The organism is Oceaniglobus roseus (genome assembly GCF_002869745.1).
Classification (GTDB): domain Bacteria; phylum Pseudomonadota; class Alphaproteobacteria; order Rhodobacterales; family Rhodobacteraceae; genus Oceaniglobus; species Oceaniglobus roseus.
Genome location: NZ_PNOS01000003.1, coordinates 100,175 through 114,582, shown reverse-complemented (window position 1 = coordinate 114,582; position 14,408 = coordinate 100,175). Strand labels below are relative to the sequence as shown.

Annotated in this window: 13 protein-coding genes; 9 read left to right on the top strand and 4 right to left on the bottom strand. The window is 69.0% G+C overall.

Annotated features, from left to right (window positions below):
• The first annotated feature begins 40 nt into the window (after positions 1-40).
• The 5 genes from xylF (at position 41) to xylA (ending at position 6,048) form a co-directional block, all read left to right on the top strand.
• A complete protein-coding gene (gene xylF, locus A7B20_RS03065; RefSeq protein ID WP_102107080.1) occupies positions 41-1,069 on the top strand; it encodes a D-xylose ABC transporter substrate-binding protein in 1,029 nt (342 codons plus the stop codon).
• A 138-nt stretch (positions 1,070-1,207) separates the two neighbouring features.
• Positions 1,208-2,539: a sugar ABC transporter permease gene (locus A7B20_RS03060; RefSeq protein ID WP_102107079.1), complete on the top strand. Its 1,332-nt coding sequence runs from the start codon at positions 1,208-1,210 to the stop codon at positions 2,537-2,539.
• Positions 2,540-2,550: 11 nt separating this feature from the next.
• On the top strand, positions 2,551-3,309 hold the full coding sequence (locus tag A7B20_RS03055) for an ATP-binding cassette domain-containing protein (RefSeq protein WP_102107078.1): 759 nt from the start codon (positions 2,551-2,553) through the stop codon (positions 3,307-3,309).
• Positions 3,306-4,742, top strand: coding sequence for a xylulokinase (gene xylB, locus A7B20_RS03050; protein WP_102107077.1), 1,437 nt, complete (start codon positions 3,306-3,308; stop codon positions 4,740-4,742). The genes A7B20_RS03055 and xylB overlap by 4 nt, the downstream gene beginning before the upstream one ends.
• A gap of 1 nt (position 4,743) precedes the next feature.
• A complete protein-coding gene (gene xylA / locus A7B20_RS03045; RefSeq protein WP_102107076.1) occupies positions 4,744-6,048 on the top strand; it encodes a xylose isomerase in 1,305 nt (434 codons plus the stop codon).
• A gap of 248 nt (positions 6,049-6,296) precedes the next feature.
• On the opposite strand, the gene A7B20_RS03040 is transcribed toward xylA, so the two are convergent.
• Positions 6,297-6,770 carry a carboxymuconolactone decarboxylase family protein gene (locus A7B20_RS03040; protein ID WP_102107075.1) on the bottom strand — a complete coding sequence of 158 codons (474 nt, stop codon included), beginning with the start codon at positions 6,768-6,770 and terminating at the stop codon, positions 6,297-6,299.
• A gap of 152 nt (positions 6,771-6,922) precedes the next feature.
• On the bottom strand, positions 6,923-7,816 hold the full coding sequence (locus A7B20_RS03035) for a UTP--glucose-1-phosphate uridylyltransferase (protein ID WP_102107074.1): 894 nt from the start codon (positions 7,814-7,816) through the stop codon (positions 6,923-6,925).
• A 347-nt stretch (positions 7,817-8,163) separates the two neighbouring features.
• Between A7B20_RS03035 and A7B20_RS03030 the strand changes: the two genes are divergently transcribed.
• Genes A7B20_RS03030 through ggpS form a run of 3 tightly spaced genes read left to right on the top strand, consistent with a single transcriptional unit; the run spans position 8,164 to position 11,597 of the window.
• A complete protein-coding gene (locus A7B20_RS03030; RefSeq protein WP_102107073.1) occupies positions 8,164-9,303 on the top strand; it encodes an NAD(P)H-dependent glycerol-3-phosphate dehydrogenase in 1,140 nt (379 codons plus the stop codon).
• An 11-nt stretch (positions 9,304-9,314) separates the two neighbouring features.
• Positions 9,315-10,067, top strand: coding sequence for an HAD-IIB family hydrolase (locus A7B20_RS03025; RefSeq protein ID WP_245866501.1), 753 nt, complete (start codon positions 9,315-9,317; stop codon positions 10,065-10,067).
• Positions 10,068-10,088: 21 nt separating this feature from the next.
• On the top strand, positions 10,089-11,597 hold the full coding sequence (gene ggpS / locus A7B20_RS03020) for a glucosylglycerol-phosphate synthase (RefSeq protein ID WP_102107071.1): 1,509 nt from the start codon (positions 10,089-10,091) through the stop codon (positions 11,595-11,597).
• 63 nt (positions 11,598-11,660) lie between these two features.
• Here ggpS and A7B20_RS03015 read toward each other — a convergent pair whose 3' ends face one another.
• Complete coding sequence (locus A7B20_RS03015; RefSeq protein WP_102107107.1) at positions 11,661-12,752, bottom strand: AbrB family transcriptional regulator; 1,092 nt, start codon at positions 12,750-12,752, stop codon at positions 11,661-11,663.
• Positions 12,753-13,143: 391 nt separating this feature from the next.
• Between A7B20_RS03015 and A7B20_RS03010 the strand changes: the two genes are divergently transcribed.
• Positions 13,144-13,884 carry a sulfite exporter TauE/SafE family protein gene (locus A7B20_RS03010; RefSeq protein WP_102107070.1) on the top strand — a complete coding sequence of 247 codons (741 nt, stop codon included), beginning with the start codon at positions 13,144-13,146 and terminating at the stop codon, positions 13,882-13,884.
• 15 nt (positions 13,885-13,899) lie between these two features.
• Here the strand turns inward: A7B20_RS03010 and A7B20_RS03005 are convergent, their stop codons facing one another.
• Entirely contained in the window at positions 13,900-14,286 is a 387-nt protein-coding gene (locus A7B20_RS03005) for a RidA family protein (protein ID WP_102107069.1), read from the bottom strand.
• Positions 14,287-14,408 lie beyond the last annotated feature (122 nt).

Below are 14,408 nucleotides of genomic sequence, written 5' to 3'. Positions count from 1 at the left end.
GCCGCCGGAGAGCGGTGGCAGCATCTCGGGAGGAACTACCATGCGTTTCACACTTGTGGCGGCAGCGATGCTGTCGACCGCGCTGACCTCGGCGGTCTACGCCCAGGACGGCAAGACCGTCGGCGTCAGCTGGTCCAACTTCCAGGAAGAGCGCTGGAAGACCGACGAAGCCGCGATCAAGGAAGCCCTCGAAGCCGCCGGCGCCAAGTACATCTCGGCCGACGCCCAGGCCTCGGCCTCCAAGCAGCTGACCGACATCGAGTCGCTGATCGCCCAGGGCGCCGACGCGCTGATCATCCTCGCCATGGACAAGGACGCCATCGGCCCCGCCATCGACAAGGCGGCCGCCGAGGAGATCCCGGTGGTCGGCTATGACCGCCTGATCGAGGATCCGCGCGCCTTCTACCTGACCTTCGACAACAAGGGCGTCGGCTCGATCATCGCCGAGACCGTGATGAAGGCCGCGGGCGACGGCAACTATGCCATCATCAAGGGCGACCCGGGCGATCCGAACGCGCAGTTCCTGCTGGAAGGCATGATGGAAGTGCTCCAGGGCGAGATTGACAGCGGCGACATCTCGATCGTCGGCGAGGCCTTCTCGGACGGCTGGAAGCCCGAGAACGCCCAGAAGAACATGGAGCAGATCCTGACCGCCAACAACAACGACGTCGACGCCGTTCTGGCCGAGAACGACGGCATGGCGGGCGGCGTGATCGCGGCGCTTTCGGCCCAGGGCCTGAACATCCCCGTCGGCGGCCAGGACGGCGATCTCGCCGCGCTGAACCGCGTGGCCCGCGGCACCCAGACCGTGTCGGTGTGGAAGAACTCGCGCGACCTGGGCAAGGAAGCGGCGAACATCGCACTGGCCCTCGCCGACGGCACCGCGATGGACGCGGTCGAAGGCGCCGAGAAGTGGTCGGGCGGCGAGAAGGGCGTCGAGATGAACGCCATCTTCCTGAAGCCCACCCCGATCACCAAGGAGACGCTGAACCTCGTGATCGACGCCGGCCACATCTCCAAGGAACAGGCCTGCGAAGGCGCGGCCGACGACGTTCCGGCCTGCAAGTAACGGCACCCTGACGGCGGTGCGCGGCCCCTCGCCGCGCACCGCACCCCCGCACGACGGCCCGATGCGCCCGCCCGCGCCCGGCGACACCAGTTCCCGCATCCCGCGCCGCCCCGTCGCCCCTCCAGCGCTGGATTTGCCATGACCGACACCTCCCATACCTCGACGCCGCCCGCCAATCCGGTGAAGCCCACCGACGGCGCCTTCGCGCGGTTCCTCAAGGCCACCGAGCTCGACACCCGGATGATCGGCATGATCGGCGCGCTGGCGCTGATCTGGATCGGCTTCCACGTCTACGGCGCGGTGGTGAACGGCTACGGCGCGTTCCTGACGCCCCGGAACCTCTGGAACCTCTCGGTCCAGACCTCGTCCATCGGAATCATGGCCTGCGGCATGGTGCTGGTCATCGTGACCCGCCACATCGACCTGTCCGTGGGCTCGGTCCTCGGGTTCTGCGCGATCATCATGGGGGTCGTGCAGGTCTACCTGCTGCCCTCCATCCTTGGCCTCGGCCATCCGCTGATCTGGATCATCGCCGTGCTCTGCGGCGTCGGCCTCGGCGCGCTGGTCGGCGCATTCCACGGCTTCCTCATCGCCTACGGCGGCATCCCCTCCTTCATCGTCTCGCTCGGCGGTCTCCTCGTCTGGCGCGGCGCGGGCTTCCTCGTCGCGCGGGGCGAGACGATCTCGCCGGTCGACAGCACCTTCGCCCTGCTCGGCGGCGGCCCCTACGGCGCCATCGGCTACACCGGGAGCTGGATCCTCGGCCTCGTCGGCTGCCTCGGGGTGATCGCCGGGCTTCTCTACGGCCGCCGCCAGCGCATCCAGTTCGAGTTCCCGCTGCGTCCGGTCTGGGCCGACGCCTTCCTCGGGCTGCTCGGCTGCGGCGCGATCATCGGCGCGGTGCTGCTGGTCAACGCCTATCCCTGGCCCCGCGGCATCGTCCGCCAGTACGCCGAGGCGAACGGGATCGAGATGCCCGAGGGCGGGCTCTTCATCTCCCACGGCTTCGCTATCCCGGTGCTGATCCTCGTCGCCGTCGCGCTGATCATGACGGTGGTGATGAACCGCACCCGGTTCGGCCGCTACGTCTTCGCGATCGGCGGCAACCCCGAGGCGGCGAAGCTGGCCGGCATCAACACGAAGATGATGACGATCAAGATCTTCTCGATCATGGGCTTCCTCGCGGGCCTGTCCGCCGTCGTCGCCTCGGCCCGCCTGAACTCGGCCACCAACGCGCTCGGCGAGCTTGACGAGCTCTACGTGATCGCCGCCGCGGTGATCGGCGGCACCTCCCTCGCGGGCGGGGTCGGCACGATCTTCGGCGCGGTCCTCGGCGCCCTCGTCATGCAGTCCCTGCAGACGGGCATGGTGCTGATCGGCTTCGACGCGGCGATCCAGCGGATCGTGGTCGGCGGCGTCCTCGTCCTGGCCGTCTGGCTCGACATCCTCTATCGCGGCAAATCCAAATGAAGGACCACGCCATGAGCAACACCGGAACCCCGCTGGTCGAGATGCGCGACATCTCGATCTCCTTCGGCGGCATCAAGGCCGTGGACCACGTCAGCGTCGACCTCTACCCGGGCGAGGTGGTCGGCCTGCTGGGTCACAACGGCGCGGGCAAGTCGACCCTCATCAAGTGCCTCTCGGGCGCCTATTCGATGGATTCGGGCGAGATCTACGTCAACGGCGAGAAGGCGACGATCAACAACCCCCGCGACGCCCGCCACTACAACATCGAGACGATCTACCAGACCCTCGCGCTGGCCGACAATCTCGACGCCGCCTCGAACCTGTTCCTTGGGCGTGAGCTGGTCACGCCGCTGGGCTTCGTGGACGACGCGCGGATGGAGGCGGAGACGCGCAAGATCATGCACCGCCTGAACCCGAACTTCAAAAAGTTCGCCGATCCGGTCTCGGCCCTCTCGGGCGGCCAGCGGCAGTCCGTCGCAATCGCCCGGGCCGTCTATTTCAACGCCAAGATCCTGATCATGGACGAACCCACCGCGGCCCTCGGGCCGCAGGAGACCAAGATGGTGTCCGAACTGGTGCAGGAGCTGAAGCGCCAGGGCCTCGGCATCTTCCTGATCTCCCACGACATCCACGACGTGATGGAGCTGTGCGACCGGGTCTCGGTGATGAAGAACGGCCAGCTGGTCGGGACCGAGCGGGTGGCCGACGTCACCGACGACGAGATCCTCGGCATGATCATCCTCGGCAAGCGGCCGGAGCGGGCGGCGTGAAGTACATCGGACTGGACCTCGGAACCTCGTCGCTGAAGGCCATCCTCATCGACGAGGCGCAGACCGTTCTCGCGGAACACAGCGTGCCGCTGACCGTGGAACGCCGCCACGACGGCTGGTCCGAGCAGGATCCCGCGTCCTGGGAACGGGCCGCCGCCGAAGCGGTGCAGGCCCTGAAGGCCGCCGACGGCTGCGAGGGGCTGGCGGGCATCGGCCTGTCCGGCCACATGCACGGCGCGACGCTGGTCGGCGCGGACGACACCGTGCTGCGCCCCTGCATGCTCTGGAACGACACCCGCAGCCACAGGCAGGCCGCCGCGATGGACGCCGATCCGCAGTTCCGCGAGATCACCGGCAACATCGTCTTCCCGGGCTTCACCGCCCCCAAGGTCGACTGGGTGCGCGAGAACGAGCCCGGGACCTTCGCGAAGATCGCCAAGGTGCTGCTGCCGAAGGATTACCTGCGCCTCTATCTCACCGGCGGCCACGTGTCCGAGATGTCCGACGCCGCGGGCACCGCCTGGCTCGACACCGGCGCGCGGGACTGGTCCGACGCCCTGCTCTCGGCCTGCCACCTGTCGCGCGACCACATGCCATCCCTCGTGGAAGGCTCGGAGACCTCCGGGACCCTCCGCCCCGCCCTCGCCGAGGCATGGGGCATCCCGCAGGTCCCGGTCGCGGGCGGCGCGGGTGACAACGCCGCCGCCGCCATCGGCGCGGGCGTGGTGAAGGACGGCACCGCCTTCCTGTCGCTCGGCACCTCCGGCGTGCTCTTCGCCGCGAACGACGGCTACCGTCCCGACCCGGCCACCGCGGTCCACACCTTCTGCCACGCCGTCCCCGGCACCTGGCACCAGATGGGGGTGATCCTCGCCGCCGCCGACGCGCTGCAATGGCTATCCCGTCTCACGGGCAAGTCCGCGGCCGAGCTGACAGGCGGCCTCGGCGACCTCAGGGCGCCGTCGAAGACGCTGTTCCTCCCCTACCTCGGCGGCGAACGCACGCCCCTGAACGACAGCGCCATCCGCGGCCAGTTCCTGTTCCTCGACCACGCGACCGACGCGAAGGCCGCGGCCCGGGCCGTCCTCGAAGGCGTCGCCTTCGCCTTTGCCGACTGCCGCGATGCGCTGAAGGCCACGGGCACCACGCTGCACAGCGCCCTCGCCCTCGGCGGCGGGGCCAGGTCCGACTACTGGCTGAAGGTGCTGGCCACCGCGCTCGACATCACGCTCGAAGTGCCGAAGGACGGCGATTTCGGCGCGGCCCTCGGCGCCGCGCGGCTCGGCATGATGGCGGCGACCGGCGCGGGGGCCGAGATCGCGTCCCAGCCCCCGATCGCCCGCTCCGTCGCCCCCGACGCCAGCCTCACACAGGCCTTCGCCGACCAGCACGCGCGCTACAAGGCCGCCTATCCCGCTCTCAAGGATCTCTGACATGACCAGCTATTTCGACGGCATCGCCCCCGTGACCTACGAGGGGCCCGACAGCACGTCCGACCTCGCCTACCGCCACTACGACCCCGACGAGGTGGTGATGGGCAAGCGGATGGAGGACCACCTGCGCTTCGCCGTCGCCTGGTGGCACAGCTTCGCCTGGCCCGGCGGCGACCCGTTCGGCGGCCAGACCTTCCAGCGCCCCTGGTTCGGCGACACGATGGAGCACGCCAGGGCCAAGGCCGACGCCGCCTTCGACCTCTTCGCGATCCTGGGCCAGCCGTTCTTCTGCTTCCACGACTTCGACATCCGCCCGGAAGGCGCGAGCTTCGCCGAGAGCGCGTCGAACCTCGACGCGATCACCGACTACATCGGCCAGAAGATGGAGACGTCGAAGACGAAGCTCCTCTGGGGCACGGCCAACCTCTTCACCCACCGCCGCTTCATGTCCGGCGCGGCGACGAACCCCGATCCCGACGTCTTCGCCTATGCCGCGGCCACGGTGAAAAGCTGCATGGACGCCACGATGAAGCTCGGCGGCCAGAACTATGTCCTCTGGGGCGGGCGCGAGGGTTACGAGACGCTCCTGAACACCGACCTGACGCGCGAGGCCGAGCAGGCCGGCGCGTTCCTGTCGAAGGTCGTCGACTACAAGCACAAGACCGGCTTCAAGGGCACCATCCTGATCGAGCCGAAGCCCCAGGAGCCCTCGAAGCACCAGTACGACTACGACACCGCCACGGTCTACGGCTTCCTCAAGCGGTTCGGGCTGGAGAAGGAGGTGAAGCTGAACCTCGAACAGGGCCACGCGATCCTCGCCGGCCATTCCTTCGAGCACGAGCTTGCCATGGCCGCGTCGCTCGGCATCCTCGGCTCCATCGACATGAACAGGAACGACTACCAGTCCGGCTGGGACACCGACCAGTTCCCCGACAGCCCGCGCGAGGTTGCGCTGGCCTATTACGAGGTGCTGAAGGCCGGCGGCTTCACCACCGGCGGCACCAACTTCGACGCCAAGCTGCGCCGCCAGTCGCTCGACCCGGTGGACCTGGTGGCGGCCCATGTCGGCGGGATGGACGTCTGCGCACGGGGGCTGAAGGCCGCGGCGGCGATGCTGTCGGACGGCGTGCTGGAGACCCACCGGGCCGCCCGCTACGCGGGTTGGGACACGCCGGACGCCAAGAAGATGCTGAAGGAGCAGTCGCTGGCCGAGATCCACGATCTCGTCGTCGCCGCCGACCTGCGCCCCGAGCCGAAGTCGGGCCGGCAGGAGATCCTCGAGAACGTGGTGTCGCGGTATATCTGAGGGGGCCAACGCCTTCTTCGAGAGCGAAATCTCGACCGCTCCCACTTGGCACAAAGGGCAGCCCCCGACCGCGGGCGGGGGAGAAGCCCCCGCCCGTGGGGGCGGTCGGGGGCTGCCCGGCGTTGCCGCCGGGCGAGACATCTCCGCGGTTAGCTCCTCATTCGTAGGCTAGCGCCTCACCGTAGGGTGGGGTTCCACCCCACCAACCCGGCATCAAAACGAAGCGCCCCGCGCGGAGCGACGGCCCATCACAACTTCGCCGTCAGCTTCCACGCCTCGTCCTTCGAGCCCGGCACCAGCCGGAAGGCCACGCTCGCCCGGTTCCAGCCGTTGATCGCCATGACGACGAAGGCCAGCTCGCACATCTCGCGCTCGCTCCACTCGGCCCGAACGGCGTCGTAGACGGCATCCGGCACCCCCTCCTCGCCCAGCACCGTCAGCGCCTCGGCCCAAGCCAGCGCCGCCTTTTCCTTCGCGTCGAACAGCGGCGACTCGCGCCAGATTGCGAGGTGATGGAGCCGCGCCGTCTCTTCCCCGGCGGCGAGCGCGTATTTCAGGTGGGTGTCGACGCAGAAGGCGCAGCGGTTGATCTGCGAGACGCGCACGTTGACCAGTTCCCGCAGGCGACGGGGGATCGACGTCTTCGCGAGGCTGCGGGTGAAGGCCATCATCTCGGCCGTCAGGTCGGCGGCCAGTTCGGTGTAATCGGGGCGTTCGGTCATCGCGGCATCTCCTGCGCGGGGCGGTCGGCCCAGAGATACCGGCAACCGCCCGGCGCCACCAGTCGCGCGGGTCGGGAGCCGCGCCGCCCCGAAACGCGAAACGGCGCCCCGGGGGGCGCCGTCATTCCAGGCTCAACGCGGCAGCAAGCGGCTCACTCGGCGGCAAGCACCACCGAGGCGGGCGCGAAGTCGTCCAGCACGTCGCGGAACTCGTCACGGCCGCGGGCGAGGTGCAGTGTCGCCCGCAGCATCCCCGATTTCGAGCCGCAATCGAACCGCTCGCCCGAGAAGGTGAACCCGGCAAGGCCGATGGTGTCGATGCCGTGGGCGATGGCGTCGGTCAGCTGGATCTCGCCTCCCGCCCCGGCGGGCTGCGTTTCGAGCCGCTCGAAGATCGCCGGGTCGAGGACATAGCGCCCGACCACCGCGAGGCGCGAGGGCGCATCCTCGGGCGCGGGCTTCTCCACCATGCCCTTGGCGCGGGTCAGCCGCCCCTCGCGCGCGGCGATTTCGAGAACGCCGTAGCTCGCCGTCTCGTCCCGGCCGACCTCCATGGTGGCCACCAGATGGCCCGCGCCGGAACGACCGTAGGCCTCGATCATCTCCGAGAGGCACCCGGGCTCTCCGAGGATCAGGTCGTCGGGCAGGATCACGGCCACCGGCCCCTCCAGCACGTGATCTCGCGCGCAGAGCACGGCGTGGCCGAGACCCAGGGGTTCGTCCTGCATCACGAACACCACGTCATGGTCCTGCGTGTGGACGGCATTCGCGTGCAGCGTCTCGGCGATCTTCTCCTTGCCCTTCTCGCAGAGGGTGCGGCGCAGCTCGGTATCGTCGCGCACGTAGCTTTCGATCGCGCCCTTCGAGGGGTGCGACACGAACACCATCCGCTCGATCCCGGCCGCGCGGGCCTCGTCGATGGCGAACTGGATCAGCGGCGTGTCGATGACGGGCAGCAGTTCTTTAGGGGTGCCCTTCGTCGCAGGCAGGAACCGCGTTCCGAGGCCGGCCACCGGGAAGATCGCTGTCCTGACTTTGCTGCTCATCGTCGCATTCTCCTGTTCCTGCAAAAGACGGGTCGCGCCGCTGCGCTTTCTGCACTGCCGCACGAATGGATTGACGGAGGATAAACCGGGAAATGCCGCATCTGTTCCCGCCGAAGAAGGGAAAACATCGGAAATCGGCGCGTCCTGCGGCATCTGCATCATTTCCGTGCGGCCTGTAGAGGCGGCGTGCAGCGGGAGAATCCGCGATCTTGCTGCAGCTGAACATGACCGGTCCAGGGGTGGCCATACCCCTCACGATATTGATATCGACCCGTGACGACCCATTTCATCCGACGACCGCTGTCCGGCCACGGGCCGTTGACGGCGCTTCTTTGCAAAGGAACGCCATGCCATCCGATGACATGACCCGTCCCCGTCCGCCCGCCCGCGCCCGGCCCTACGGCACGGTCGCGGTCCTGGGTTCGGGGGCCTGGGGCACCGCGCTCGCCAGCGTCGCCCGGCGCGCCGGGGCCGAGGTGCGGCTCTGGGGCCGCAATCCCGACGTCGCCGCCGACATCAACGACAACGCAAGGAACGAGGCCTTCCTGCCCGGCATCCCCCTGCCCGCCGGCATCCGCGCCACCACCGACCTTGCCGCGGCCCTCGACGGGGCGGAGGCGGTGCTGATCGTCATCCCCTCGCACAGCGTCCGCGCGATCTGCGCCGACATCGCCCGGCTGATCGGCAAGGGCGTGCCGGTGGCGCTATGTGCCAAGGGGATCGAGGAGGCGACGGGATACCTCATGGGCCAGGTCGCGCTGGACGAGCTGCCCGATCACCCGGTCGGCGTGATCTCGGGACCGACCTTCGCCGACGAGACCGCGCTCGGCCACCTCACCGCCGCCACCGTCGCGTTCGAGTTCAGCTACCACGACCGCCTGTCGCCGTTCGAAAGCCCCGCCGCGCGCATGGCCGTGACCATGAGCACCGAGCATTTCCGCACCTACATCTCGGACGACCTCGTGGGGGTCGAGGTCGGGGGCGCGGTGAAGAACGTGATCGCCATCGCCTGCGGGATGATGACCGGGGCGGGCTTCGCCAAGAACACCCGCGCCGCCCTGATCACCCGCGGCATGGACGAGATGAAGCAGCTGGCCGAGGCGCTCGGCGGGCGGCGCGAGACCGTGACCGGCCTTTCCGGCGCGGGCGACCTGACGCTCACCTGCTCCTCCGAAAGCTCGCGCAACATGTCGCTCGGCGTGCAGCTTGGCGCGGGCACCCCTCGCGAGGAGTGTTTCGGCGGCAAACCGGTGGTGGTCGAGGGCGAGCTCAACGCCATCTCCGTCACCGACCTTGCGCGCCGGGTGCAGGTTTCCATGCCGATCTGCGAGGCGGTGCGCGCCGTGCTGCACGAGGGCGCGGACCTGAACGACACCTTCGCGCGGCTCTGGTCGCGCCCGATCGAATCCGAACCGCGCGCCATGGGCCTGCTGCTGGACCACCCGGCCGCCCGCGGCCCCCAGACCCCCCTGCCCGAGACCACATGAAGGACCGCACGATGCAAGACCACCCGATCTCGTCCAAGGAATTCGTCCTGGCGACCGACCTCGACGGCACCTTCCTCGGCGGCAGCGAGGAGGACCGCCAGCGGCTCTACGGCTGGATCGAGGACAACCGCGACACCGTGGGCCTGATCTTCGTCACCGGCCGCGACCCGATGTTCATCGAGGGCATGTGCGGCGACGGGCTGCCCTGGCCCGAGTTCGTCATCGGCGACGTCGGCACCACCATCGCGCAGGTGGTGGACCGGAAGGTGTCGCCCATCCCCGCCCTGGAGGAAGAGATCGCGAGCCGCTGGCAGGACAGCGGCGCGAAGGTGCGCGACGCGCTGGCCGACATTTCCGGCCTGCGCCCGCAGGAGACGCCCTTCCGGTACCGCCAGAGCTTCCACTACGACCCCGAGACCTACGACCCCAGGGCCGAGGAGATCGTCGCGGGCATGGGCTTCGACACCCTGATCTCGGACAGCCGCTATTTCGACGTGCTGCCGAAGGGGATCAGCAAGGGCCCCTCGCTCGTGCTGCTGGCGAACCACCTCGGCATCGACCACGCCCGGCTGCTGGCCGCGGGCGACACGATGAACGACTACTCCATGCTTGCTGTCGGGGTTCCGGCCGTGGCCGTGGGCGGGTCGGAACCCGACCTTCTTTCACGCGTTGGTGATCTGAGTCATGTTCACAAGTCCGACGCCATCGGCGCCGCCGGTATCCTGGACGCGATCCGGGTTCTCAACCTTCACTCCAATATCTGAACAAAAGCCGAAGGAGCGCGCATGTCTTCCGATCTGGTCATCGTCTACCACCGCCAGCCCTATGAAGAGGTCGTGGAGAACGGCGAAACCAAGCTGAAGGAGAACGCCAGCCCGAACGGCATCGTGCCGACGCTGAAAAGCTTCTTCGGCGGTGTCGAGCACGGCGCCTGGGTCGCCTGGAAGCTGGCCGAGGATCCGAAGAACCCCGATTTCGAGCGGGTGATCGAGATTTCCGACAGCTACGGCGACTACTCGGTGTCGCGCCTGCCATTGACCCAGAGCCAGGTCAGCGAGTTCTACCACATCACCTCGAAAGAGGCGTTCTGGCCGATCCTCCACAACTTCCGCGAACGCTACAACTACGACCCCGTCGACTGGCCCAACTTCCGCGAGGTGAACTGGGCCTTCGCCGAGGCCGCCGCCGCCGAGGCCGCGGAAGGCGCCGTGGTCTGGGTCCATGACTACAACCTGTGGCTGGTCCCCGGCTATCTGCGGCAGCTGCGCCCCGACGTGCGCATCTCGTTCTTCCACCACACGCCCTTCCCCGGCGCGGACATGTTCAACGTCCTGCCCTGGCGGAAGGAGATCGTGCAGAGCCTGCTCTGCTGCGACGTCGTCGGTTTCCACATTCCCCGTTATGCCTCGAACTTCGTCTCCGTCGCGCGCTCCCTGCACGACGTCGATGTGTTCGACCGGGTCCGGGTCGACGACGACTTCATCTCGGAAGGCACCGCCCTGACCGAGCGCACGGTGCCGACGAAGATCGTCCACGAGGGGCGCACCGTCCACATCAGCTCGGCCCCCGTGGGTGTCGACGTGGACTACATCGGCAAGCAGGCCGCGCTGGAGCAGACGGCTGAGAAGGTCGCCCACATCAAGGAGGAGATGGGCGACCGCAAGCTGATCCTCTCGGTCGGCAGGACCGACTATACCAAAGGCGGCACCGTGCAGCTGGAAAGCTTCGGCCGCCTTCTGGACGCCCACCCCGAGCTGCGCGGCAAGGTCCGCCTGATGCACGTCTCGGTCTCGGCCAACCGCAACATGACCGCCTATGCCGAGGTGCAGGACGCCATCGAACAGGCGGCGGGGCGGATCAACGGCAAGTTCGGCACCTTCGACTGGACGCCGATCACCCTGATCTCCCGCGCCGTGCCCTTCACCGAGCTGATCGCCTACTACCAGGCGGCCGACGTCTGCTGGATCACGCCGCTTGCCGACGGCATGAACCTCGTCTGCAAGGAATTCGCCGCGGCGCGCGAGGACGAGGACGGCGTGCTGGTCCTTTCCGAATTCGCCGGCGCCGCGGTCGAGCTCGGCTCGGCCGTGATCACCAACCCCTACTCCCACCGCTCGATGGACAGCGCCATCCTGCAGGCGCTGAACATGGAGAAGGCCGAGCGGCAGGACCGGATGCGCCAGCTGCGCAAGGTGGTGAACAAGTACGACATCCGCGCCTGGGGCCGCGAACAGCAGAGGATGTTCGAACTGGCAGGCGAACTGCGGAAGGGTGCCAAGAAGCCCGCCGCGTGAATGCCGAAGCCCGCCCCGAAAGGGCGGGCTTCCTTCGATCCAGCGTCGGCCGAAGCCCCCCGCTCAGCGCGCGCCGATCCACCGGCTCAGCACCGACATCTGCACCACCGTCAGCACGATGCGGTAGAGGTGGTGGAACGCCACCACGGCCGGATTGGCGGCCAGCGACAGCGCGACCAGCCCCATCTCCGTCACGCCCCCGGGCGCGAAGCTCAGCAGAAGCACCTCGAAGGGCTGCCCGGTCCAGAGGTTCAGCGCCCCGGCCAGCAGGGCGCCGAGCACCAGCATCCCGGCGACCGAGGCCAGCGACAGCCCCAGCGCCCGGCCCAGCATCCGCCCGGTGATGCCGATGAACCGCACCCCGAGGCTGACCCCGATCACCACCTGCGCCACCGAGATCACCCAGTTCGGCGGGTCCAGCACGACGAGCCCCGACAGCGTCGCCGCCCCCGCGACGATCAGCGGCCCGATCAGCTGCCCCGCGGGCAGCTTCAGCTTGACCCCGAGGACCAGCCCCAGGGCGGCGACCAGCAGCAGCACCGGGATCGCCGCCATCTCGCCCGCCCCCTGCGAGAACCCGATTCCGGCCGCGCTGCCCACGGGATGGCCGTGGAAGATCGACAGGCCCAGGGGCACCAGCGAGACGACGAGGATGATCCTGAGGAACTGCTGGATCGTCAGCACCCGGATGTCCGCTCCCGCCGCCTCGCCCATGGCGATGCTCTCCATCAGCCCGCCGGGGGTGCCGCAGAAGAAGGCGGTCGGCCGGTCGTAGCCGCCGATGCGGCGGAACATCCAGTAGTTCCAGCCATGCGCCAGCGCCACGAACAGCGTCACCCCGGCAAGGCTCAGGATGTAGCGCGGCCACTGCTGGAACACCTCCGCCGTCAGCTGCGCGCCGATCATGGCGCCGATGATGGCGATGAAGACCATCCGGAACGGCTGCGAGAACCTGTAGCCCGCGGGGATCCGCTTCGGCAGGAAGGCGACCACCAGCGCCGTGGTGATCAGGCTGCCGAGCATCCAGGGCAGCGGCATCGACACCAGCCGCGCCACCTCGCCCCCGACGGCGCCAAGCGCCAGGAGCGCTGCGGTGAAGATCAGGGCCGGACGGGTGGGCCAGCGCAGCGGCGGCGGATTGAATGACAATGCCATGGCCTCGCCATAGCGCCCCGCCACGGAAAGGACCAGAGGCTCCGCCGCTTCCCTGGCGCCCGCGCCCTCGTCCCCGTCCGACGCGCGGGTGGAGAGTGCGGGAGCCTCCGGCGGGGATATCTGGAAAGCAAGGATGACGAGGCGGAGCGCGACACGCCACGGCTGGCGGAAGGCGCACGGGTCACGCGACCCGGGTCGAGGGCCCGTTCCGGAGGACAGGGCGCGGTGACGCCCCCTTCATCTTTGCTTTCTTAAATATCTCCGCCGGAGGCTCCCGCAGGTGCAACCGGCGCTTTCGCCTCGGCCGAGGGCGCTGCCGCGCCGCAGGCCGAGCGCAACGGCGGTCGCTTTGCGGTTCCGCCCGCCGCCGCGATCCGCTACCGCTTGCGGCATGATCGAGCTCGACCTTCCCGGATACGTCGCCATCTTCATCGCCCTCGCCCTTGGCGGCATCCTCAAGGGCGCGACCGGCATGGGCGCGCCTGTGGTGGCGATCCCGGTGATGGCGGCGTTCTTCGACGTCCGCCTCGCCGTGGTGCTGATGGTGCTGCCGAACCTCTGCACCAACCTCACCCAGCTCTGGACCTGGCGGGCGCGCCGTCCCGACCGGCTGGCCTGGAGCTTCGCCATCGCCGGGGGCATCGGTGCGCTGCTCGGGACGTTCCTCCTGGTCTCGGTCCCGGCCCGCGCGCTGACCCTGACCGTGGCGCTCGCCGTGCTCGGCTATGTCGGGCTGAGGCTGGCGAAGGCGGATTTCCACCTGCCCGAACCCCTGGCGCGGCGGCTGTCCCCGCCCGCGGGCATCGCCGCCGGGCTGCTTCAGGGCGCCGCGGGGATCTCGGCCCCGGTGTCGGTCAGCTTCCTGAACGCCATCCGGATGGAGCGGGGCCGGTTCATCCCCACGATCTCGCTCTTCTTCACCGCGATGTGCGTCACCCAGCTGCCGACGCTGATCGGCTTCGGCCTCTACGACCTGCACATGGTGGTCCTGTCCGCCCTCGCGCTGGTGCCGCTCCTCGGCTTCATGCCTGTCGGCGCGCGCCTCGCGCGCTCGATCTCGGCCCGTGCCTTCGACCGGCTGACCCTGTCGGTGCTCGTGGTCCTCGCAATCAAGCTGATCGTCTGGCCCTGACGCTCCGGGCCCGCGTCAGACGGCCGCGAGCGCCTCGATCTCGACCACGAACTCGGGGCGGGTGAAGCCCGAGACGATGACGAGGGTCGAGGCCGGAAGCCGCTCCCCCCCCGCCAGCCAGGCATCCCGCGCGGCCATGTAGCCCGCCATGTGCTGCCGCCCCGTGACATAGGCGTTGAGGCGCAGGACGTGGCGCCGGTCCGCCCCGGCCTCGGCCAGGATCGCGTCGATGTTGGCGAAGCAGAGCGCCGCCTGCGCCTCGGCCCCCTCCGGCACGGTGCCGTCCGCGGCCAGCCCCAGCTGGCCAGAGGTCGCCACCAGGCGCGCCCCGGCGGGCGTCTCGACCCCGTGGGCGTAGCGTGCGAAGGGCGGCGCGATCCCGCCCGGCTGAAGCATCCGCATCCGATTCTCCCCTGTGCTGCCCGAGCTTTCCCCGCCGCGGCGGGCGGAGGCCAGCCTTGACGTGCAGGCCCCTGCCGGTGTCGCCCATAATCAGGGCAGCCGCTGGGGATCTGCCCAATCCG